The 21,329-nt window shown below is 53.6% G+C and carries 18 protein-coding genes; 8 read left to right on the top strand and 10 right to left on the bottom strand.

The window, feature by feature from the left end:
• Positions 1 to 3: 3 nt before the first annotated feature.
• On the bottom strand, positions 4 to 930 hold the full coding sequence (locus tag RTX30_RS16255; RefSeq protein ID WP_312691208.1) for a TIGR01212 family radical SAM protein: 927 nt from the start codon (positions 928 to 930) through the stop codon (positions 4 to 6).
• 670 nt (positions 931 to 1,600) lie between these two features.
• Between RTX30_RS16255 and gltB the strand changes: the two genes are divergently transcribed.
• Positions 1,601 to 6,061 (top strand): glutamate synthase large subunit, encoded by a 4,461-nt coding sequence (gltB, locus tag RTX30_RS16250; RefSeq protein ID WP_312691207.1) that lies wholly within the window; start codon positions 1,601 to 1,603, stop codon positions 6,059 to 6,061.
• A 9-nt stretch (positions 6,062 to 6,070) separates the two neighbouring features.
• The gene (locus tag RTX30_RS16245; protein WP_312691206.1) at positions 6,071 to 7,489 is read left to right on the top strand and encodes a glutamate synthase small subunit; all 1,419 of its coding nucleotides are present in this window, start codon (positions 6,071 to 6,073) and stop codon (positions 7,487 to 7,489) included.
• 99 nt (positions 7,490 to 7,588) lie between these two features.
• Here the strand turns inward: RTX30_RS16245 and sspB are convergent, their stop codons facing one another.
• The 5 genes from sspB to zapE form a co-directional block, all read right to left on the bottom strand.
• Positions 7,589 to 8,092 carry a ClpXP protease specificity-enhancing factor gene (gene sspB / locus RTX30_RS16240; RefSeq protein ID WP_312691205.1) on the bottom strand — a complete coding sequence of 168 codons (504 nt, stop codon included), beginning with the start codon at positions 8,090 to 8,092 and terminating at the stop codon, positions 7,589 to 7,591.
• A 4-nt stretch (positions 8,093 to 8,096) separates the two neighbouring features.
• On the bottom strand, positions 8,097 to 8,735 hold the full coding sequence (gene sspA / locus RTX30_RS16235) for a stringent starvation protein SspA (protein WP_312691204.1): 639 nt from the start codon (positions 8,733 to 8,735) through the stop codon (positions 8,097 to 8,099).
• A gap of 312 nt (positions 8,736 to 9,047) precedes the next feature.
• Positions 9,048 to 9,440 (bottom strand): 30S ribosomal protein S9, encoded by a 393-nt coding sequence (gene rpsI / locus RTX30_RS16230; protein WP_000829818.1) that lies wholly within the window; start codon positions 9,438 to 9,440, stop codon positions 9,048 to 9,050.
• A 15-nt stretch (positions 9,441 to 9,455) separates the two neighbouring features.
• Positions 9,456 to 9,884: a 50S ribosomal protein L13 gene (rplM, locus tag RTX30_RS16225; RefSeq protein ID WP_004868222.1), complete on the bottom strand. Its 429-nt coding sequence runs from the start codon at positions 9,882 to 9,884 to the stop codon at positions 9,456 to 9,458.
• 264 nt (positions 9,885 to 10,148) lie between these two features.
• Positions 10,149 to 11,276 (bottom strand): cell division protein ZapE, encoded by a 1,128-nt coding sequence (zapE, locus tag RTX30_RS16220; protein WP_312691203.1) that lies wholly within the window; start codon positions 11,274 to 11,276, stop codon positions 10,149 to 10,151.
• A 189-nt stretch (positions 11,277 to 11,465) separates the two neighbouring features.
• Here zapE and zapG point away from each other — a divergent pair, with 189 nt between their 5' ends.
• From zapG to degS, 3 genes are all read left to right on the top strand, one after another.
• Complete coding sequence (gene zapG / locus RTX30_RS16215; protein WP_088236601.1) at positions 11,466 to 11,864, top strand: Z-ring associated protein ZapG; 399 nt, start codon at positions 11,466 to 11,468, stop codon at positions 11,862 to 11,864.
• A 169-nt stretch (positions 11,865 to 12,033) separates the two neighbouring features.
• Positions 12,034 to 13,404 (top strand): serine endoprotease DegQ, encoded by a 1,371-nt coding sequence (gene degQ / locus RTX30_RS16210; protein ID WP_312691202.1) that lies wholly within the window; start codon positions 12,034 to 12,036, stop codon positions 13,402 to 13,404.
• A 92-nt stretch (positions 13,405 to 13,496) separates the two neighbouring features.
• Complete coding sequence (gene degS / locus RTX30_RS16205; protein ID WP_312691201.1) at positions 13,497 to 14,564, top strand: outer membrane-stress sensor serine endopeptidase DegS; 1,068 nt, start codon at positions 13,497 to 13,499, stop codon at positions 14,562 to 14,564.
• Positions 14,565 to 14,620: 56 nt separating this feature from the next.
• Here the strand turns inward: degS and mdh are convergent, their stop codons facing one another.
• Positions 14,621 to 15,559 carry a malate dehydrogenase gene (gene mdh, locus RTX30_RS16200; protein WP_312691200.1) on the bottom strand — a complete coding sequence of 313 codons (939 nt, stop codon included), beginning with the start codon at positions 15,557 to 15,559 and terminating at the stop codon, positions 14,621 to 14,623.
• Between the two features lie 409 nt (positions 15,560 to 15,968).
• Here mdh and argR point away from each other — a divergent pair, with 409 nt between their 5' ends.
• The 3 genes from argR to yhcN (RTX30_RS16185) all read left to right on the top strand — a co-directional run bounded on the left by argR (position 15,969) and on the right by yhcN (RTX30_RS16185) (position 17,448).
• Complete coding sequence (argR, locus tag RTX30_RS16195) at positions 15,969 to 16,439, top strand: transcriptional regulator ArgR (RefSeq protein WP_312691199.1); 471 nt, start codon at positions 15,969 to 15,971, stop codon at positions 16,437 to 16,439.
• A gap of 378 nt (positions 16,440 to 16,817) precedes the next feature.
• The gene (yhcN, locus tag RTX30_RS16190) at positions 16,818 to 17,081 is read left to right on the top strand and encodes a peroxide/acid stress response protein YhcN (protein WP_312691198.1); all 264 of its coding nucleotides are present in this window, start codon (positions 16,818 to 16,820) and stop codon (positions 17,079 to 17,081) included.
• A gap of 103 nt (positions 17,082 to 17,184) precedes the next feature.
• On the top strand, positions 17,185 to 17,448 hold the full coding sequence (gene yhcN, locus RTX30_RS16185; RefSeq protein ID WP_312691197.1) for a peroxide/acid stress response protein YhcN: 264 nt from the start codon (positions 17,185 to 17,187) through the stop codon (positions 17,446 to 17,448).
• 56 nt (positions 17,449 to 17,504) lie between these two features.
• Here yhcN (RTX30_RS16185) and RTX30_RS16180 read toward each other — a convergent pair whose 3' ends face one another.
• The 3 genes from RTX30_RS16180 to aaeB form a co-directional block, all read right to left on the bottom strand.
• Positions 17,505 to 17,774: a hypothetical protein gene (locus RTX30_RS16180; RefSeq protein WP_312691196.1), complete on the bottom strand. Its 270-nt coding sequence runs from the start codon at positions 17,772 to 17,774 to the stop codon at positions 17,505 to 17,507.
• A gap of 45 nt (positions 17,775 to 17,819) precedes the next feature.
• Positions 17,820 to 19,274 (bottom strand): NAD-dependent succinate-semialdehyde dehydrogenase, encoded by a 1,455-nt coding sequence (locus RTX30_RS16175; RefSeq protein ID WP_312691195.1) that lies wholly within the window; start codon positions 19,272 to 19,274, stop codon positions 17,820 to 17,822.
• Positions 19,275 to 19,361: 87 nt separating this feature from the next.
• Entirely contained in the window at positions 19,362 to 21,329 is a 1,968-nt protein-coding gene (aaeB, locus tag RTX30_RS16170) for a p-hydroxybenzoic acid efflux pump subunit AaeB (RefSeq protein ID WP_312691194.1), read from the bottom strand.

Genomic DNA, 21,329 nt, shown 5'->3' with positions numbered 1-21,329 from the left:
GCGTTAGCTGACCATTTGCCAGCTGCGCCCCAACGCAGAGCCTTGCGCGCCCTGCTCTGTCAGATAGCGATCCAGTTCTACCATGCCCGTCCAGCGGTTTTCGCACCATAACGGCGCCAACAGTGTCGGGCGGCGGGCGCTGGCAGAGACACGATGATAAATCACCTCCGGTGGCGTATGACGGATCATCTCGCCGGCAATGACAGTGTACTCGTCAAGCCCGATTCCGTTGAGGCGCCCGGCCTCCCAGGCTTTTGCCATAATGCTGCCTTTCACAATATGCAGCGGATGCAGCTTAATACCGTCGACACCGGTTTCTGTCACTCGCGCTATCGTTTCCAGGCAGTCCGCGCGGCGTTCTCCTGGTAACCCGACGATCAGGTGTGTACAGACTTTCAGGCCCCGTTCACGGGCCAGTTGCGTTGTTTTCTGATAGCAGGCGAAATCATGCCCGCGATTAATGCGGTGCAGCGTTTTATCATGCGCGGTTTGTAATCCCAGCTCCAGCCACACTTCATAGCCTTGCTGATGGTATTCACATAGCAGATCCAGCACCGCTTGCGGAACACAGTCCGGCCGTGTGCCGACGCACAGCCCGACAATACTCGCCTGGCTAACCGCCTGTTGATACATCGAACGTAGCACTTGTACTTCGGCCCAGGTGCTGGTGTAGGCCTGAAAATAGGCCAGATAACGACTTGCACGATTCACCCGTTGCGCCTGGAGGGCAAGCTGTTCCGCAATGGAGCGGTGTTGCTGCGCTTCATCAGCAAAGGAGGCCACATTACAGAAAGTACAGCCCCCGCGCCCCAGGGTGCCATCGCGGTTCGGGCAGCTAAAACCGCCATGCAAGGTCAGTTTATGGACTTTTTGCCCATACCGCCGGGCAAGATCCCCACCAAACATATTGACTAATTTTTGTAACTGCATAATCTGAAAGGCCGCCCTGATGAAAGGGCGTAGCCTGCCACTTTTAGCTTTCATCGACGATGACCTGGATCAAGCGTCAGGGAAGCCTTTTATCTATTGAATAAACAGTCAATATAATCGCAATTTCATTCACACTACAGGCAATTACTTTTCCTTATGTTGCTGCGATATTTTGCAGAAATACTGTCACGGGTGAAAAACAGTGACTTTATGCAAGCCTGCCCCTCATAGCAGAATAAAAAGCTGCCATTAAACATGTAATCAGAACAGTACGTTAGAAACAGCGCTTTTGGATAGTGAGTCAGATCACACATTACGGCCACGTTGTCTCGCCTCCGCGCAATGTAAAAAACCTTAAATATCAAATAAAATCATGCTGTTATGTATGTTTTAGCACATTTCTGCATAAATAAGCTCGGCATTTGACCTGTGTACGGATTCCCGATAAGTTGGAAATCCGCTGGAAGCTTTCTGGATGAGCAGTCTGCTCATCATATTTATGCAGTTATTGAGATTCCCTCTTAAGCAAGTCCTCAACACTTGTGTATCGATGCGAAAAGGAAATTAAAGAGGGCGACATGCGAGGCAAATGCCCCGTCGCCATGCTCTTTTTGTGCCTGTGCGCATCGTTCTGGAGGGCGTCCCGTAGAGCCTGGGGAGGTTCACTGATATGTTGTACGATAAATCCCTTGAGAGGGATAACTGTGGTTTCGGCCTGATCGCCCACATAGAAGGCGAACCTAGCCACAAGGTAGTGCGTACCGCTATTCACGCACTGGCCAGAATGCAGCACCGTGGTGCAATCCTCGCCGATGGTAAAACCGGTGACGGTTGTGGCCTGCTGTTGCAAAAACCCGATCGTTTCTTCCGAATTGTGGCAGAAGAGCGCGGCTGGCGTTTAGCCAAAAACTACGCTGTGGGCATGCTGTTCCTGAACCAGGATCCAGAAAAAGCCAGCGCGTCGCGTCGTATCGTGGAAGAAGAACTTCAACGTGAAACACTCTCTATCGTCGGCTGGCGCGATGTGCCCACCAACGAAGGGGTACTCGGTGAAATCGCCCTCTCCTCGCTGCCTCGTATTGAGCAAATTTTTGTTAACGCCCCTGCTGGCTGGCGCCCGCGCGATATGGAGCGCCGTCTGTTTATTGCCCGTCGCCGTATTGAAAAACGGCTGCAGGAAGATAAAGAGTTCTACGTCTGTAGCCTCTCTAATCTGGTAAACATTTATAAAGGTCTGTGTATGCCGGCAGATCTGCCGCGCTTCTACCTGGACCTGGCTGACTTGCGTCTGGAATCGGCCATTTGCCTGTTCCACCAGCGCTTCTCTACCAATACCGTACCGCGCTGGCCGCTGGCGCAGCCGTTCCGCTACCTGGCACACAACGGTGAAATCAACACCATTACTGGTAACCGTCAGTGGGCACGCGCGCGTACCTATAAATTCCAGACGCCGCTGATTCCGGATTTGCATGATGCCGCGCCGTTCGTCAACGAAACCGGCTCCGACTCCAGTTCCATGGATAACATGCTGGAACTGCTGCTGGCTGGCGGTATGGACATTGTACGCGCCATGCGTTTGCTGGTTCCGCCAGCGTGGCAGAACAACCCGGATATGGATCCGGATCTGCGCAGCTTTTTCGACTTCAACTCCATGCATATGGAACCGTGGGACGGCCCGGCGGGCATTGTCATGTCCGACGGCCGTTTCGCCGCCTGTAACCTCGACCGTAACGGTCTCCGTCCGGCGCGCTACGTCATCACCAAAGACAAACTGATCACCTGTGCTTCCGAAGTGGGCATCTGGGATTACCAGCCGGATGAAGTGGTGGAAAAAGGGCGTGTTGGTCCGGGCGAGCTGATGGTTATCGATACCCGTGGCGGGCGCATTCTGCACTCGGCAGAAACCGATGACGATCTGAAAAGCCGCCACCCGTATAAAGAATGGATGGAGAAAAACGTCCGTCGTCTGGTGCCGTTTGAAGATCTCCCGGATGAAGAAGTCGGCACCCGTGAAATGGACGATGACCTGCTCGCCAGCTACCAGAAACAGTTTAACTACAGCTTTGAAGAGCTGGATTCCGTTATCCGCGTGCTGGGTGAAAACGGCCAGGAGGCGGTCGGCTCAATGGGCGATGATACCCCATTCGCCGTGCTCTCCAGCCAGCCGCGCATTATTTATGATTACTTCCGCCAGCAGTTTGCGCAGGTCACAAACCCGCCTATCGATCCGCTGCGTGAAGCGCACGTTATGTCTCTGGCCACCAGCATCGGCCGCGAGATGAACGTCTTCTGCGAAGCCGAAGGCCAGGCGCACCGTCTGAGTTTTAAATCGCCGATCCTGTTGTATTCAGATTTCAAACAGCTGACGACGATGAAAGAGGAGCACTACCGCGCGGATACGCTGGATATCACATTCGACGTCACCGAAGAGACGCTGGAAGAGACGGTCAAAGCGCTGTGCGACAAAGCTGAACAGATGGTACGTGACGGCACCGTCCTGCTGGTGCTTTCTGACCGCAACATCGCTAAAAACCGGCTGCCGGTTCCGGCGCCGATGGCCGTTGGTGCCATCCAGACTCGTCTGGTTGATAAGAGCCTGCGCTGCGACGCCAACATTATTGTTGAAACGGCCAGCGCCCGCGACCCGCACCACTTCGCTGTCCTGCTGGGATTTGGCGCAACGGCAATCTACCCGTATCTGGCATATGAAACGCTGGCGAAACTGGTAGACAACAAAGCGATTGAGAAGAACTACCGCACGGTGATGCTGAACTATCGTAACGGCATCAATAAAGGGCTGTACAAGATCATGTCCAAAATGGGCATCTCGACTATCGCATCTTACCGCTGTTCAAAACTCTTTGAAGCCGTGGGTCTGCATGACGACGTTGCCGATTTATGCTTCCAGGGGGTTATCAGCCGTATCGGTGGCGCAGGTTTCTCAGACTTCCAACAGGATCTGCTGAACCTTTCCAAACTCGCATGGCTGGCCCGTAAACCGCTCACACAGGGCGGCCTGCTGAAATATGTCCACGGCGGCGAATACCACGCTTACAACCCGGACGTGGTGCGCACGCTGCAACAGGCCGTACAAAGTGGCGAGTACAGCGACTATCAGGAATACGCGAAGCTGGTTAACGAGCGTCCGGCGGCAACGCTGCGCGATCTGCTGGCTATCACCCCGAACGGGGAAGCGGTAAGCCTGAAAGATGTTGAACCCGCCAGCGAACTGTTTAAACGCTTCGACACGGCAGCGATGTCTATTGGCGCGCTGAGCCCGGAAGCGCACGAAGCGCTGGCCGAGGCCATGAACAGCCTCGGCGGCTTCTCCAACTCTGGTGAGGGTGGTGAAGATCCGGCGCGCTATGGCACCAATAAAGTGTCGCGCATTAAACAGGTCGCGTCTGGTCGCTTCGGTGTTACGCCGGCCTACCTGGTCAATGCGGATGTGATCCAGATTAAAGTTGCCCAGGGCGCGAAACCTGGTGAAGGCGGTCAGTTGCCAGGTGATAAAGTCACGCCGTACATCGCCAAATTGCGCTATTCCGTGCCCGGCGTCACACTGATTTCACCACCGCCACACCACGATATTTACTCTATCGAGGATCTGGCGCAGCTGATTTTTGATCTGAAGCAGGTTAACCCGAAAGCGATGATCTCCGTGAAGCTGGTTTCCGAACCGGGCGTCGGTACCATCGCAACCGGTGTTGCCAAAGCATATGCCGATTTGATCACCATCGCCGGTTATGACGGCGGTACAGGTGCCAGCCCGCTCTCCTCGGTGAAATATGCCGGCTGTCCGTGGGAACTGGGCCTGGTCGAAACCCAGCAGGCGCTGGTGGCGAACGGTTTGCGTCACAAAATCCGCCTTCAGGTGGATGGTGGCCTGAAAACCGGCCAGGACATCATCAAAGCGGCCATTCTGGGCGCAGAAAGCTTTGGTTTTGGCACCGGCCCGATGGTGGCACTGGGATGTAAATATCTGCGCATTTGCCATCTGAACAACTGTGCAACCGGCGTTGCGACTCAGGACGACAAACTGCGTAAGAACCACTATCACGGCCTGCCGTTCAAAGTGACGAATTACTTTGAATTCATTGCACGTGAAACGCGTGAGTTGATGGCGCAACTGGGCGTGAAACGCCTGGTCGACCTGATTGGCCGCACAGACCTGCTTAAAGAGCTGGACGGGTTTACCGCCAAACAGCAGAAGCTGGATCTGTCCAAACTGCTGGAAACCGCCGAGCCGCATGAAGGTAAGGCACTGTACTGCACGGAAAACAACCCGCCGTTTGATAATGGCGTGCTGAATGCACAATTGCTGCAGCAGGCCAAACCGTATGTGGATGAGCGACAGAGCAAAACCTTCTGGTTTGATATCCGCAACACCGATCGTTCCGTGGGTGCTTCGCTGTCTGGCTACATTGCGCAAACGCATGGCGATCAAGGCCTTGCAGCCGATCCAATTAAAGCCCATTTCAGTGGTACCGCAGGCCAGAGCTTCGGTGTCTGGAACGCAGGCGGCGTAGAGCTTTATCTGACGGGCGATGCTAACGACTATGTGGGTAAAGGTATGGCGGGCGGCTTGCTGGCTATCCGTCCTCCGGTCGGTTCCGCTTACCGTAGCCATGAAGCAAGCATTATTGGTAACACCTGCCTGTATGGCGCAACCGGAGGTCGTCTGTACGCTGCGGGCCGCGCAGGTGAGCGTTTTGCCGTGCGTAACTCCGGTGCCATCACCGTGGTGGAAGGCATTGGTGATAACGGTTGTGAATATATGACCGGTGGGATCGTGTGCGTACTGGGTAAAACTGGCGTTAACTTCGGCGCGGGGATGACAGGCGGCTTCGGCTATGTACTGGATGAAGACGGTGAATTCCGTAAACGCGTAAACCCGGAACTGGTCGAAGTGCTGAGTGTGGATGACCTCGCTATTCACGAAGAGCATCTGCGCGGCCTGATCACCGAGCATGTTCAGCATACGGGTTCGCAACGCGGCGAAGAGATCCTCGCTAACTGGCCGGCATTTGCGGCGAAATTCGCCCTGGTTAAGCCGAAGTCCAGCGATGTGAAAGCCCTGTTAGGTCACCGTAGTCGTAGCGCGGCAGAGTTGCGCGTGCAGGCGCAGTAAGGAATTCAGATGAGTCAGAATGTTTACCAATTTATCGACTTACAGCGTGTCGATCCGGCAAAAAAACCGCTGAAACTGCGCAAAATTGAATTTGTTGAGATTTACGAGCCCTTTTCTGAAGGCCAGGCCAAAGCGCAGGCAGATCGCTGCCTCTCTTGCGGCAACCCGTACTGTGAATGGAAATGTCCGGTTCATAACTACATTCCAAACTGGCTGAAGCTGGCCAATGAAGGGCGTATTTTTGAGGCGGCAGAGCTGTCGCACCAGACCAATACGCTGCCGGAAGTTTGCGGGCGCGTCTGCCCGCAGGACCGTCTGTGTGAAGGTTCCTGTACGCTGAACGACGAGTTCGGTGCCGTCACCATCGGCAACATTGAGCGCTATATCAACGATAAAGCGTTCGAGATGGGCTGGCGTCCGGACTTAACGGGCGTAAAGCAGACCGACAAACGCGTAGCCATTATTGGTGCCGGTCCGGCAGGGCTGGCCTGTGCCGATGTGCTGACCCGCAACGGCGTGAAAGCGGTCGTTTTTGATCGACATCCGGAGATTGGCGGCCTGCTGACATTTGGTATTCCGGCCTTTAAGCTGGAGAAAGAGGTTATGACCCGCCGTCGCGAAATCTTCACCGGTATGGGCATTGAGTTCAAACTCAATACCGAAGTGGGCCGTGATGTACAGCTGGAAGATTTGTTAAAAGAGTACGACTCCGTATTCCTCGGCGTGGGGACTTATCAGTCGATGCGCGGCGGGCTGGAAAATGAAGATGCACAGGGCGTTTACGATGCGCTGCCGTTCCTCATTGCCAACACAAAGCAGCTTATGGGCTATGGCGAAACGCCGGACGAGCCGTACATTAGTATGCAGGGCAAACGTGTGGTGGTGCTCGGCGGTGGCGATACCGCAATGGACTGCGTTCGCACGTCGGTACGCCAGGGCGCAACGCACGTTATTTGCGCCTATCGTCGTGACGAAGAGAATATGCCTGGCTCAAAACGCGAAGTGAAAAACGCGCGTGAAGAGGGCGTTGAATTCCAGTTCAACGTGCAGCCACTGGGCATTGAAGTCAATGCCAATGGCAAAGTCTGCGGTGTGAAAATGGCGCGCACAGAAATGGGCGCTCCGGACGCAAAAGGCCGCCGCCGTGCAGAGATCGTCGCAGGCTCTGAGCATGTGGTTCCGGCAGATGCTGTGGTCATGGCATTTGGTTTCCGCCCGCACAGCATGGAGTGGCTGGCGAAGCACAGCGTTGAGCTGGACAGCCAGGGCCGTGTTATTGCGCCAGAAGGTAGTGAGAACGCGTTCCAGACCAGCAATCCGAAAATCTTTGCTGGCGGCGATATCGTGCGTGGCTCCGACTTAGTGGTCACGGCAATTGCCGAGGGCCGCAAGGCGGCGGAAGGCATTATGAATTTCCTTGAAGTGTAATATCCTCGTAGCGCCAAAAAGGAGGCCCCGGCCTCCTTTTTTATGGATGTTATCTCTGCATGCATAAAAAAACAGGGCCTGCTGGCCCTGTTTGTGCGATCACTTCACGACCCGTAGTGACGGGCGACCACCGCGTGGCGGCGGATCGTCGTCATGGCCGTTATCCTGATCCTCTGCGTGGTCGGGTTTATCACCGTCGATAACCGACATCACCGTCTCGTTTTCCTGCACGGAAGCGTCATCGTCATCGTTCAGACTGACGACGTCTTCATCGTATGCGGCTTCCGGCTCAAACATCGTTCCGGCACCGTTTTCACGGGCATAAATAGCCAGTACAGCGGCCAGGGGTACTGCAACCTGGCGCGGCACACCACCGAAGCGGGCGTTGAAGCGCACTTCGTCGTTCGCCAGTTCCAGGTTACCGACCGCGCGTGGCGCGATGTTTAACACGATTTGCCCGTCACGCGCATACTCCATCGGCACGCGTACGCCCGGCATCGTCACATCAACAACCAGATGCGGCGTTAGCTGGTTATCCAGCAGCCATTCGTAAAAAGCCCGCAGTAAATACGGACGGCGTGGAGACAGTTGTGACAAATCCATGCAATTAACCCCGGCCCAGGCGCATCTCGCGCTCAGGTTCAGTCAGAGAAGCGAGGAAGGAATCACGTTCAAACACACGCGTCATATAGCCTTTCAGCTCTTTCGCGCCAGTACCGCTCAGCTCAATGCCCAACACCGGCAGACGCCACAGCAGCGGAGCAAGGTAGCAATCCACCAGGCTGAACTCGTCGTTCAGGAAGTACGGCTTCTGAGTGAACAGCGGGCCAATCGCCAGCAGTTCTTCACGCAGTTGCTTGCGCGCTGCATCAGCCTGTGCGCCGCTGTTGTTCTGGATGATATTCATTAGAGAATACCAGTCCTTTTCAATGCGGTGCATGTACAGGCGGCTCTCACCACGCGCAACCGGGTAAACCGGCATCAGCGGCGGATGCGGAAAACGCTCATCCAGATATTCCATAATAATACGTGATTCCCACAATGTGAGTTCACGATCTACGAGTGTCGGTACGCTTTGATTCGGGTTGAGGTCAATCAGATCCTGAGGAGGATTATCCTTTTCCACGTGCTCAATTTCGAAGCTGACACCTTTTTCGGCCAGCACGATACGGACCTGATGGCTATAGATGTCCACAGGACCAGAAAACAGCGTCATTACCGAACGTTTGTTGGCAGCGACAGCCATGAAAACCTCCAGGTATATTCAGTATTTACTACTACCGGACCAAATCGACCGGTCAGATGTTGAGTTAACCACCCGCGCGTACTGTCACTCTCGTTTAACGATCAAACAAAAAATGAACAATCCCAGCCATTTGGGCAGAAAATTGGATGATAGTTTACCAGATTTTGCGGGCTTTGTGGTGAGGGGATTCTGGAAATGCTGAAAAAGAAGAGATAATCAACCAATTACTGTGGATAACATGATTTTTATCCATAAAAAAACCCGGTTTGCACCGGGTTTTTTCGCCAATCGTTCTGCCGAAGCAGAAAACAATTAACGTTTGGAGAACTGCGGACGACGACGTGCTTTGCGCAGACCGACTTTTTTACGTTCAACCTGACGAGCGTCACGAGTGACGAAGCCAGCTTTACGCAGTTCGGAACGCAGGGACTCGTCGTACTCCATCAGAGCGCGGGTGATACCGTGACGGATCGCACCTGCCTGACCGGAGATACCACCACCTTTAACGGTGATGTACAGATCCAGTTTTTCTACCATATCAACCAGTTCCAGCGGCTGGCGAACTACCATGCGGGCAGTTTCGCGACCGAAGTACTGTTCCAGAGAACGCTGGTTGATAACGATTTTACCGTTGCCCGGTTTGATAAACACGCGAGCGGCGGAACTTTTGCGGCGACCAGTGCCGTAGTATTGATTTTCAGCCATTGCCTATAATCCCGATTAGATGTCAAGAACTTGCGGTTGCTGTGCCGCGTGGTTGTGCTCGTTACCTGCGTAAACTTTCAGTTTACGGTACATAGCACGACCCAGCGGGCCTTTTGGCAGCATGCCTTTAACCGCGATTTCAATCACACGCTCAGGACGGCGGGCAATCATCTCTTCAAAGGTCGCTTCTTTGATACCACCGATGTGGCCGGTGTGGTGGTAGTACATTTTGTCTTCGCGCTTGTTGCCGGTTACAGCAACTTTTTCTGCGTTCAGAACGATGATGTAATCACCAGTATCAACGTGCGGAGTGTATTCCGCTTTATGCTTACCGCGCAGGCGACGAGCCAGTTCAGAAGCCAGACGGCCCAGAGTTTTACCGGTCGCGTCAACAACATACCAGTCGCGTTTTACGGTTTCTGGTTTAGCTGTAAAAGTTTTCATTAAAAGCTTACCCAAATAAATTAGTTACACGTTGGTGAACACCCAAACGCTTAAATACAAGTGAGGTTCACACGACATTGTCCAGTAAACCCACCCCTTCGGATATGTTTAACCGGCACACAAGTGTTTCGGGAAAAAAACCTTGTTGTAACGTGGGGTCGCAGGATTATAGAGAAGTCGGGGTCAAAGATCGACCCCTTTTTGTGATTCCGATTGGGTTTTGTGCAGCCCACAGACTTCTTTACCAGACCGGAGCCAACCGCATCACGGCATATGCGTTCGCTTGAGGTACTCTTCGCTTTGCATCTCCTGCAACCGTGATAAACAGCGCTGAAACTCAAACTTCAGCCGTTCCCCCTGGTAAATCTCATGCAGTGACGCAGCGGCGCTGACAACCAGCTTCACATGGCGCTCATAAAACTCATCCACCAGCGCGATAAAGCGCCGTGCTTCGCTCTCCATTAGCGGCGTCATTACCGGAACATCAAACAGCATCACGGTGTGGAACAACCGTGAGAGCGCAATGTAATCATGCTGGCTTCGCGCATCCACACACAGCGTGGAGAACGACACGGCCAGCGTTTGATTTTCTACGCCCAGCGTCGGTAAGGCGCGATGGTTTATTTCCAGTTCCGGCGCATGTTCCCTTTTAGCCCCCGCCAGCGCTTGCCAGAGCTTATCCATCTGCTGCGCGGTATCGCTATTGAGAGGCGTCAGCCACAAATGGGCCTGCGTCAGGGTGCGCAGACGGTAATCAACACCGGCATCGACATTCATAATGTCGCAAAACTGTTTGATTGCTTCGATAGCAGGCAAAAAACGTGCGCGCTGCAAGCCATTACGATACAGCTCATCCGGCGGAATGTTCGAGGTCGCAACCAGTGTGATCCCCCTGGCGAACAGCGCTTTCATGAGCCCGCCAAGCAGCATCGCGTCGGTAATGTCGGAGACGAAGAACTCATCGAAGCACAGCACATCGGTTTCGGCTTTAAAGCGATCGGCCACGATTTCCAGCGGATCGGTTTGCCCCTGCAGGCTGGTCAGCTCTTCATGAACACGCAACATAAAACGGTGAAAGTGCAGACGCTGTTTACGTTCTCCGGGCAGGCTTTGATAGAACATATCCATCAACCAGGTTTTCCCCCGGCCTACCCCCCCCCACATATACAGACCCCGAACGGGCTCAGCGGTGCGGGTTTCTCGTTTGCCCAGCAGTTTACTGAACGCCGCCATCAGGCCGGTGCCCGGCGGCACGGCGACGTTACCGCGGTTGATAAGTTGCTGGTAAATGGCATCCAGCCGGTTGACAGCTTCTTTTTGCACATCGTCCGGCTGATGGCTACCCTCGTTCAGGGCTTTTAAATATCGCGATGTCGGGGAAAGGCTTTGCATGGTGTTATTGTTGTTCCTTGAAAATCGATCCGCCCCCACAGGGTTGACGAAAAAAAGGCCGCTCTACACTACGCGATGCTGCGTCAGGATTCCACTTCTGCACTATTAGCGGTTATAGTGGCATTATCAGGCGCAGGCAGGAGCTTGCAGCCAGAACCCTACGGAATCACAAAACAACGGGAGAAGTTCATGACCTGGGAATATGCGCTAATTGGCTTGGTTGTCGGCATTATTATTGGTGCCGTGGGTATGCGTTTCGGGAACCGCAAATTGCGCCAACAACAGGCCTTGCAGTACGAACTGGAAAAAAACAAAGCGGAACTGGAAGAGTACCGTGAGGAACTGGTGAGCCACTTCGCCCGCAGCGCTGAGTTACTGGATAATATGGCGCACGACTACCGTCAGCTGTACCAGCACATGGCGAAAAGCTCCAGCAGCCTGTTGCCGGAAATGTCTGCTGAAGAAAATCCGTTCCGCAACCGTCTGGCAGAATCCGAAGCCAGCAACGATCAGGCGCCGGTGCAGATCCCTCGCGACTATTCAGAGGGCGCCTCTGGTCTGCTGCGCGGCAGCGCAAACCGCAAATAATCGTTCCGTCTCCTAATTTTTACGGGCGCGCTCTGCGTGCCCGTCCCTTCTTCTGCATCGCAGCTATTATTTAGTCATTCACCTCATTGTTCCGCGGTTGAAATTTCAATAACATCAAATTGTTTTGAGGCGACATTCCTTTCACTTCAGGTTACGAGAGCCAGCATCAATGAAGAAACCAACCCAGCTGTTGAGTGCATTTGCGTTAAGTGTCGGGTTAACTCTCTCGGCACCGTTTCAGGTCATGGCTGCCATGCCATCTCAGGTGCCTGGCCAGGGTGCGCTGCCAAGCCTTGCACCGGTGCTGGAAAAGGTGCTGCCCGCCGTGGTCAGCGTGCAGGTAGAAGGGACCGCTGTACAAGGCCAGAAAGTGCCGGAAGAGCTGAAAAAATATTTTGGCGAAGAGATGCCGGAACAACAACAACCGCAACCTTTTGAAGGCCTCGGTTCCGGGGTCATTATTGATGCGGCTAAAGGCTACGTGCTGACCAATAACCACGTGGTTAATCAGGCGCAGAAAATCAATGTTCAGCTCAACGACGGGCGCGAATTCGAAGCCAAATTAATCGGCAGCGACGACCAGAGCGATATCGCCCTTCTACAGTTGCAAAATGCCTCGAACCTGACGCAAATCGCTATTGCCGATTCCGATACATTGCGCGTAGGTGATTTCGTGATCGCCGTGGGCAACCCCTTTGGTCTGGGTCAGACGGCCACATCCGGGATTGTGTCCGCCCTTGGCCGCAGCGGCCTTAATCTGGAAGGGCTGGAAAACTTTATCCAGACCGATGCCTCAATTAACCGCGGCAATTCCGGCGGTGCGTTATTAAATCTCAACGGTGAGCTTATCGGCATTAATACCGCCATTCTCGCGCCAGGCGGCGGTAGTGTTGGCATCGGCTTTGCGATCCCCAGCAATATGGCTCAAACCCTGTCGAAACAACTGATTCAGTTTGGCGAGATTAAACGCGGTTTGCTGGGCATTAAAGGCACCGAAATGAGCGCGGACATTGCCAAAGCCTTTAATCTCAATGTGCAACGCGGCGCGTTTGTCAGCGAAGTGTTGCCAAATTCTGGCTCTGCAAAAGCCGGGGTTAAGTCTGGCGATGTGATTATCAGTCTTAACGGCAAGCCACTGACAAGTTTTGCCGAACTGCGCTCGCGCATTGCGACCACAGAACCGGGTTCAAAAGTGAAACTGGGTCTGCTGCGCGACGGCAAACCACTGGAGGTAGAAGTCACACTGGACAAAAGCACCTCTTCTTCCGCCAGTGCGGAGCTGATTTCACCCGCATTGCAAGGCGCGGAATTAAACGATGGTCAGTTAAAAGATGGCACCAAAGGGATCACCATCGGTAATGTGGAAAAAGAGAGCGCCGCAGCCCAGGCGGGCCTGCGTAAAGATGACGTGATCATTGGCGTTAACCGCGATCGCGTGCAATCTATTGCTGAATTGCGCAAAGTGCTGGAGGCGAAACCGTCAGTGAAGGCGCTGCATATTGTACGCGGCAACGACAGCATCTATTTACTGCTGCGCTGATCATTTCCGTATCCGGGCATCACCGCTGCATGTGATGTCCGGATAACTCATGTTATGCTGCAGATGTTCCCCTTTTTAATGACTATCCCATCATGTATGTGAAGCTTTTACGCTCGGTAGCAATCGGTCTGGTTGCGGGTGGCCTGATAATCGCCGCCATGCCCTCTTTACGTCAGAATAACCCTCTCACATCGCGCCAGTTCGATAGCGCGGATGAAACCCCTGCCAGCTACAACCAGGCGGTGCGTCGTGCCGCCCCGGCAGTAGTGAATGTCTATAACCGCAGCCTGAATAGCTCCACGCATGATCGCCTTGAAATTCGCACGCTCGGATCTGGGGTTATCATGGATCAACGCGGCTATATCATTACTAACAAGCACGTTATTAACGATGCGGATCAGATCATCGTGGCTCTACAGGATGGCCGTGTTTTCGAGGCATTGCTGGTGGGCTCTGACTCTCTGACCGACCTTGCCGTACTGAAGGTTAATGCCACCGGCGGGCTACCGGTGATCCCGATTAATGCCAAACGCACGCCGCATATTGGTGATGTCGTGCTGGCCATTGGGAACCCGTATAACCTCGGGCAGACGATCACGCAGGGGATCATCAGCGCGACGGGGCGTATTGGCCTGAACCCGACGGGACGGCAAAACTTTCTGCAGACCGATGCCTCCATCAACCACGGTAACTCCGGCGGTGCGCTGGTGAACTCGCTGGGTGAACTGATGGGCATTAACACGCTCTCTTTCGATAAGAGTAACGATGGCGAAACACCGGAAGGGATCGGCTTTGCTATTCCGTTCCAGTTAGCCACCAAGATCATGGATAAGCTGATCCGCGATGGCCGCGTGATCCGTGGTTACATAGGCATTGGCGGCCGTGAAATCGCTCCGTTACATGCCCAGGGTGGCAGCATCGATCCGATCCAGGGGATCGTCGTCAATGAAGTTTCACCAGATGGCCCGGCAGCACGCGCGGGGATCCAGGTTAACGACGTGATCACTTCTGTTAACGGCAAAGCGGCCGTCTCTGCGCTTGAAACCATGGATCAGGTGGCCGAGATCCGTCCGGGTTCGGAAATCCCGGTAGAGGTAATGCGGGACGATAAAAAGCTGACGTTTAAAGTGACGATTCAGGAATACCCGGCAACCAACTAACGACCATAAAAAAACCGGAGCACGCTGGCTCCGGTTTATGCTTTTGGCGGCCGCGCTTAGCGGTTAACGAAATCCACGCCGAGTTGAATATCTTTTTTCAGCGTGTCCATCATACCTTCCAGCGCCTGTTGTTCAAAGGCGCTAAGCGCGCCGATGCTGTGACGCTCCTCTACACCCTTTTTCCCCAACAGCAGTGGCTGAGCAAAGAAACGCGTGTGTTCACCGTCACCTTCAACATAGGCACATTCAACAATCCCTTGTTCGCCCTGCAGAGCACGTACTAACGACAGCCCAAAACGCGCTGCGGCCTGGCCCATAGAAAGCGTTGCCGATCCGCCACCCGCTTTCGCCTCGACCACTTCAGTACCCGCGTTCTGGATACGTTTGGTCAGGTCGGCAACTTCCTGCTCAGTGAAGCTAACACCCGGGACCTGGGAGAGCAGCGGCAGAATAGTCACGCCAGAGTGGCCGCCAATCACCGGCACTTCGATGTCGCCAGGCTGTTTATTCTTCAGCTCAGCAACAAAAGTATTTGAACGGATGATGTCCAGCGTGGTTACGCCAAACAGCTTGTTTTTGTTGTACACACCGGCTTTTTTCAACACTTCCGCCGCAATCGCGACCGTGGTGTTTACCGGGTTTGTAATAATACCAATGCAGGCTTCCGGCGCCGTTTTTGCTACCTGAGCAACCAGGTTTTTGACAATACCGGCATTCACATTAAACAGGTCGGAGCGATCCATACCCGGTTTACGCGCAACACCTGCGGAAATCAGCACAATATCGGCACCCACCAGCGCAGGCGTGGCGTCTTCGCCAGCAAAGCCCTGGATCTTAACCGCGGTAGGGATATGGCTGAGGTCAACGGCGACGCCAGGTGTGACAGGAGCAATATCGTAAAGGGAGAGTTCTGAACCAGAAGGCAGTTGTGTTTTCAGTAGTAGGGCGAGCGCCTGACCGATACCGCCGGCCGCGCCGAGGACTGCGACTTTCATCCTAAACTCCTTATTATGGTTAGCTAAATATTTGTTACTCCGTTGCGGCGACCTTAATTCACCCTGATAATTATGACAATGACCATGCAAAAATTCTGCGGCATGACACATTGTTAGATCTTGTGACGGGTAAATACGACCGGCAGATCGACAAACTCAGCAACTAACACAGAGAGTTTATAATATAGCTGCGTTATTCACCAAAGTAACATCAACTTTATAACAATTAATTTACTTTCGAATCTTATTTGCGACGCAGAACACAGGGTTCTGTCCTTCAGAACAGGATTTGATAAACTCCGCGCCCTTCACGGCATTTTTTAATGTATTTACTCCGCAGAGTATTTGCATAAAAATGCAGCAATATGCATAATAATGTTGTTTTTCACGGCCATAATACGGGTGACTTATGCGAAGCTCGGCAAAACAAGAAGAATTAGTCAAAGCGTTTAAGGCGCTGCTTAAAGAAGAGAAATTCAGTTCTCAGGGAGAAATTGTCCAGGCTTTACAAGATGAAGGCTTCGACAATATCAATCAGTCTAAAGTATCCCGCATGCTGACGAAATTCGGTGCGGTGCGCACACGTAACGCGAAGATGGAGATGGTTTACTGCCTGCCCATTGAGCTCGGCGTTCCGACGACCTCCAGCCCACTGAAAAATCTGGTGCTGGATATCGACTATAACGATGCCGTGGTGGTGATTCATACCAGCCCAGGCGCGGCGCAGCTAATTGCACGCCTGCTGGACTCGCTAGGGAAAGCGGAAGGCATTCTCGGTACCATTGCAGGTGACGACACGATTTTCACCACTCCTTCGAGCAACTTCACGGTTAAACAGCTGTACGAGGCTATTCTGCTGGTGTTCGAACAGGAGCTGTGATTGCTTCCCCCCCGTAGCTTGCTGCGGGGGAATATCCGGTATTTATCGGTACATCCCCCACTTTCTACCGCCATACTCTTTAACAGTTAGTGCGATTTATGGCTTTCCAGGCTCGTTCCAGCGTATCCCATCGCACAAAAAATCAAAGTCTTCTATCTCGCTGATTTTATTAATCATCGTTAACTAATATTCACAGTACATCCGCTTTTTTATGCCATTACGCGATAAAAAATCATGCTCTTTATTCCTATAAGTCACAGTTATAATTAGCATGGTATTAATTCTTTCCGTGATTAGTGTATACTTGATTTTGTGATGAGGGTCACGAAACAAGACCCCAGGAAAAATGAAAGCAAAGAATACGACGAGGTAAATATCATGAATATCAAATCAACTGTAGCAACACTGAGTATCCTCTCTGCACTGTCATTCGGTGCTTTCGCAGCGGATTCAATCAATGCCGATCAAGCGCAATCGCGCCAGTCGCTGGGTACCGTGTCCGTAAGCTCAGTCGCCTCTTCCCCGATGGATATGCGTGCTGAACTGAACAAAAAAGCGGATGCGCAGGGTGCTTCAGCCTATCGCATTATCGAAGCCCGTACCGGTGACCAGTGGCACGCCACTGCCGAACTGTACAAATAAGTTTTACCGATAAAACCCTATGTCATTATCGTCTCGCGGCACCAGGTATAAAAAAAGCCGTTCAATCCTTCTCGCCGCAGAGACGCTATTCAGGAGAAAGACAATGAAACGTAATCTGATCATCGCATCCCTTGGCCTTGCATCTTTACTCTCTTTTGGTGCCAGCGCCGCAACACTGATCAATAGCGATCAGGCCAACAATCTGCAGCCTATGGGCAGCGTTTCTGTTTCGCAGGTCGCAGGTGTACCGATGGATATCCGTCAGGAATTATCAGCAAAAGCTGACCAGGCTGGCGCCAGCAGCTACCGCATTGTCGAGGCGCGTACTGGCGATCATACCCACGTCACAGCGGAACTGTATAAATAAACCCTCGTCGTCCTGTCCGACGACTTGCCCCTGCCTGTCAGGGGCTTTTTTTGCGCTTAACGCACGTTAAAACGCAACTGCCCTTCCAGTTCCTCTTCGGCTTCATCGAAGAGCAGAATCAACGCGCCAAAGCGCCGACGCTGCCTTTCAGGCAAATGCGTGAACTCGATCTCAAGCGGCATCGGTAGCGTGCCTTCCATTACCGTATCCCACAACGAATCGAGATCGTGAACTTTCTCGCGCTCAATAGCGAACTGGCGGGAAAATTCGCGATAGAAAGCACTTTGATCAGTAATATTTTTGAAATCAAAGGTGTAGATATTCATGGTCTCCGCCACCAGCCTGACGGGCGGCGAACGCCGCCCGGATGTTTACAATCCACCAAGATGCAGGGTTTTGACTTCAAGAAATTCCTCCAGGCCAAGTACCGACCCTTCCCGTCCCAGCCCTGACTCTTTCACCCCGCCAAATGGTCCCAGTTCCGTAGATACCGCACATTCATTAATGCCGATCATGCCGCTTTCGATTGCCTGCGACACACGGAATACTCGTTGCAGGTTTTGCGTATAGAAATAGGCCGCCAGCCCATATGGCGTCGCATTCGCGCGTTTCACCACCTCCTCTTCGGTGGTAAAGCGGAAACAAGCCGCAACCGGGCCAAACGTCTCTTCCTGCGCCAGTTTCATGCCATCGCTGCAATCACCCAGCACCGTAGGTAGCCAGAAGTTACCGCCAAGGCTATGCGGTTTACCGCCCGCCAGAATTTTTGCGCCTTTGGCTACCGCATCCTCGACATGTTCGCGCACCTTATCGATGGCCGCAGGCTCAATCAGAGGCCCGACAACGACCCCTTCCTCCAGGCCATTGCCGACTTTCAAGGCACTCACCGCTGTCGCCAGTTTCTGCGTAAAAGTGTCGTAGACCGATTCATGGATATAGAAGCGGTTCACGCTGACACAAACCTGCCCGGCGTTACGGAATTTATTGGCGATAGCCCCCTGAACGGCCGCATCGATGTCCGCATCCTCAAAAACAATGTAAGGCGCATTGCCGCCCAGCTCCATCGACACTTTTTTCATCGTCTCGGCGGCATTGCGCACTAGCGTTTTTCCGACTGCAGTCGAACCGGTAAAGGAAATTTTACGCACGTCGTGGCTGGCCATGATTGCGTCGCTGATTTCGGACGTGTTCCCGGCAACCGCATTCAGCACGCCATCCGGTACGCCCGCTTTTTTCGCCAGCGTTAGCAGGGCAAACGCGCTCAGCGGTGTATTATTTGCCGGTTTAATCACGCCGGTACAACCCGCCGCCAGCGCAGGGCCGAGTTTGCGCGTGAGCATTGCCATCGGGAAGTTCCACGGTGTTATTGCCGCCACCACCCCCACCGGTTCGCGGGTGGCCAGAATGTGTGAGCCGGGTTTAATCGGCGGGATAATTTCTCCGTTAGCGCGTTTTGCCTGCTCGGCAAACCACTGAATAAAGCTGGCCGCATACTCCACCTCGCCTTCGGCCTCTTTCAATGGCTTCCCCTGCTCGGTGGTCATTAATTGCCCTAACCAACGTTTATTCTCAATAATCAGTTCATACCAGCGATAGAGGATGGTGGAGCGCTCTTTGGCGGTTTTTGCCCGCCACGCGGGAAACGCCCTGGCCGCCGCAGCAATCGCTTCTTCGGTCTCTTTTTTACCGGCTTTTGCCACTTTTGCGATTACCTCTCCGGTGGCCGGATTCAGAACGTCAAATGTGGTATCCAGCGATTTCCAGACGCCATCAACCAGATAGCCCGTCTGGAAAAGCGCGTTGTCCTGCAGTGCCTGCGTGGTCATTTGTCCTCCTGATCTGTGCGTTATGAAAGCTCACACCAAGTATAGCCATAAAAAAACCGACGCTTTTGGCGTCGGTTTGGGGCAGGGTCAACTGCTGGTCAGTGCGTGCTGGTACTTATGCAACATGCCCGTAAGCCTGTGCACCGGCTCCGTCACCTGGGCGGGGGCATCCCAGTAGCGCAACTTTTGCTGGTAGATCTCCAGCTCCTCCAGCAACTGGGTAAAGTAGCGGCGGCGCTTATTGTCGGAACTTGCGGAAATCACCTGCCCGGCTGTGCGGCGTAACTGGCGATGGAATGCCGACAGATCGTCATTGACTGGCACGGGGGCATCGCGCAGGCGCTGGTGGGCAATAATCAACGTTAATGCCAGACGGAATTTCGCCACGTCGCCAGGGAACTTGTTCAACAATAAGAACAGTTGCTGGTACAGCGCAGGCAGATGGTTCTCTTTACGCCGTGCGGTATTGGTGGTCATTGCCGACACCGCCGCAGAAACAAACTGGTTTAACAGCACTCGCCCGGTACGCGCTTGCGAGTTATCACGCACCAGCAGGATCACCACCATCGCCAGCACCACACCGACTAACTGCCCCAGCGCACTGTCGAGAAACTGGTTGAATTTAAAGGTCATCGGGTTATCAAGAACCAGAATATTGATCGTGCCCGCCATGGTGCCAAGCGAACCCAGCCGCCGTTTTTGCACCTCGATACCAATGAAAAAGGCCAGCACCGCGAGGCTGATACAGAGCAGCAGCATGCTTTGTTGCGTTGACGGCAAAATGATCAGGAAGTAGAGCGAGCCAATAGGCAAGGCCCATAACATACCGTAGATAAAGTCTTTGGCTACCATCACCGGGTTGGGCAAGCGCATCGCCAGCGAGGTCACTACCGCAATCATCACCATGGCACTACTGCCGGAAGTCCAGCCCGTCCACAGCCAGAACAGCGTACCGAGCATGCACGACAACGTGGTACGCCAGAAGTTAATCATGGCATGATGTCGTTCAGCCGATTCGGGTTTCACGACCGCCTCACCCTGCAATACCTCTTCTTCAACGGCGCTGATTTTTGTATTGCCGATTACCCCACGCTTTAACAGCAGATAGCGGGTGGCCGAACCAACCCAGCTATAAATGGTGACGGGGGTTTCCCGCTCACCCGTCCAGGCGATCACGCGGCGCATCCGTTTTAACTGCCTGTGAACATCCTGCACGGTATCGACTGGCGCATCGAATAATTCGCGAAAAGTACCGGTGATGAGCTCCGGGCGCGTGTTCTGAATAAGATAGGTTTCGCAGGCCTGGGTAATTAACGTCAGCGACAAGGTGTTTATGGCTTTCAGACGGCGGTTGGCGCGCCCCCAGCGAGACGATTCAATCTTCAGATTGCTGCGCATGCCGTCCAGCGCGGCGGTTCGGCGTACCAGCGCAGCCCAGGCGCTATCGACTTCCTCACTGTCGCCATGCTTAATGCATAGCTGCATCAACTGGTAGTGCGCAACCAGTAACGCGTCCAGCTCGCGGTCAATTTCCTGTTTAATGGAGCGCGGCGAGAAGAGCAGATCGGCAACAATGGCGCAGATAATCCCCACTACAATTTCACTGCAACGTTCCACCGCAAACTGCGGTGCCAGCAGCGGCTCTGTCTGGATAGTGATCACAATGATTAACGCCGTGTAGCCCGATAAACCCCATGCATAGGAGTTTTCGACACGCACCAGCGAAGAGACCCAGGTACAAAATCCGGCCCAGATGCAAGACACCAGCAACATAAGCAGCGGCGTGCGGATCAGGGTGATGATGATGGCAAGCCCGGCAACACAGCCGATAAACGTGCCGACAATGCGCAGCATTCCCCGATAGCGAATCGCCCCGGAATAGGGTTCACCCCCGGCGGCAAACGCCGGGCCGGAAGCGACAATAGCGGCGGTCATCACCGCCCAACGCGGGGTTTCAAGCTGAAAGTGAAAACCGACAAACAGCGCCAGCACAACAGCAAAGGCCAGCTTGCAGGCAAAACGCAGATGCTGGCTGGCAATTGAGAACAGCCCCAT

This window comes from Kosakonia sp. (assembly GCF_032052965.1).
GTDB lineage: Bacteria > Pseudomonadota > Gammaproteobacteria > Enterobacterales > Enterobacteriaceae > Kosakonia.
This window is presented reverse-complemented; position numbering and strand designations above follow the sequence as displayed.

What these genes read in the sequence shown, in the direction of transcription:
- RTX30_RS16255 (WP_312691208.1), bottom strand. Translation starts at nt 930, where the DNA reads ATGCAGTTACAAAAATTAGTCAATATGTTTGGTGGGGATCTTGCCCGG.
- gltB (WP_312691207.1), top strand. Translation starts at nt 1,601, where the DNA reads ATGTTGTACGATAAATCCCTTGAGAGGGATAACTGTGGTTTCGGCCTG.
- RTX30_RS16245 (WP_312691206.1), top strand. Translation starts at nt 6,071, where the DNA reads ATGAGTCAGAATGTTTACCAATTTATCGACTTACAGCGTGTCGATCCG.
- sspB (WP_312691205.1), bottom strand. Translation starts at nt 8,092, where the DNA reads ATGGATTTGTCACAACTGTCTCCACGCCGTCCGTATTTACTGCGGGCT.
- sspA (WP_312691204.1), bottom strand. Translation starts at nt 8,735, where the DNA reads ATGGCTGTCGCTGCCAACAAACGTTCGGTAATGACGCTGTTTTCTGGT.
- rpsI (WP_000829818.1), bottom strand. Translation starts at nt 9,440, where the DNA reads ATGGCTGAAAATCAATACTACGGCACTGGTCGCCGCAAAAGTTCCGCC.
- rplM (WP_004868222.1), bottom strand. Translation starts at nt 9,884, where the DNA reads ATGAAAACTTTTACAGCTAAACCAGAAACCGTAAAACGCGACTGGTAT.
- zapE (WP_312691203.1), bottom strand. Translation starts at nt 11,276, where the DNA reads ATGCAAAGCCTTTCCCCGACATCGCGATATTTAAAAGCCCTGAACGAG.
- zapG (WP_088236601.1), top strand. Translation starts at nt 11,466, where the DNA reads ATGACCTGGGAATATGCGCTAATTGGCTTGGTTGTCGGCATTATTATT.
- degQ (WP_312691202.1), top strand. Translation starts at nt 12,034, where the DNA reads ATGAAGAAACCAACCCAGCTGTTGAGTGCATTTGCGTTAAGTGTCGGG.
- degS (WP_312691201.1), top strand. Translation starts at nt 13,497, where the DNA reads ATGTATGTGAAGCTTTTACGCTCGGTAGCAATCGGTCTGGTTGCGGGT.
- mdh (WP_312691200.1), bottom strand. Translation starts at nt 15,559, where the DNA reads ATGAAAGTCGCAGTCCTCGGCGCGGCCGGCGGTATCGGTCAGGCGCTC.
- argR (WP_312691199.1), top strand. Translation starts at nt 15,969, where the DNA reads ATGCGAAGCTCGGCAAAACAAGAAGAATTAGTCAAAGCGTTTAAGGCG.
- yhcN (WP_312691198.1), top strand. Translation starts at nt 16,818, where the DNA reads ATGAATATCAAATCAACTGTAGCAACACTGAGTATCCTCTCTGCACTG.
- yhcN (WP_312691197.1), top strand. Translation starts at nt 17,185, where the DNA reads ATGAAACGTAATCTGATCATCGCATCCCTTGGCCTTGCATCTTTACTC.
- RTX30_RS16180 (WP_312691196.1), bottom strand. Translation starts at nt 17,774, where the DNA reads ATGAATATCTACACCTTTGATTTCAAAAATATTACTGATCAAAGTGCT.
- RTX30_RS16175 (WP_312691195.1), bottom strand. Translation starts at nt 19,274, where the DNA reads ATGACCACGCAGGCACTGCAGGACAACGCGCTTTTCCAGACGGGCTAT.
- aaeB (WP_312691194.1), bottom strand. Translation starts at nt 21,329, where the DNA reads ATGGGGCTGTTCTCAATTGCCAGCCAGCATCTGCGTTTTGCCTGCAAG.